This window comes from Burkholderia sp. SIMBA_051 (genome assembly GCF_046534915.1).
Classification (GTDB): Bacteria; Pseudomonadota; Gammaproteobacteria; order Burkholderiales; family Burkholderiaceae; genus Burkholderia; species Burkholderia ambifaria.
The window spans coordinates 1-258 of sequence record NZ_JAWRXS010000507.1; the positions used below are offsets into that span (position 1 = coordinate 1).

Here is a 258-nt window from a genome sequence, read left to right on the forward strand (position 1 = left end):
GTTAGCCGGTGCTTATTCTGTCGGTAACGTCAAAACACTAACGTATTAGGTTAATGCCCTTCCTCCCAACTTAAAGTGCTTTACAATCCGAAGACCTTCTTCACACACGCGGCATGGCTGGATCAGGCTTTCGCCCATTGTCCAATATTCCCCACTGCTGCCTCCCGTAGGAGTCTGGACCGTGTCTCAGTTCCAGTGTGACTGATCATCCTCTCAGACCAGTTACGGATCGTCGCCTTGGTGAGCCATTACCTCACC

General features: G+C 51.2%; 1 rRNA gene. It reads right to left on the reverse strand.

Features of this window, described 5'->3' with window-relative positions:
• Window positions 1-258: ribosomal RNA gene (locus SB771_RS35485) — 16S ribosomal RNA — on the reverse strand; the annotation flags it as partial.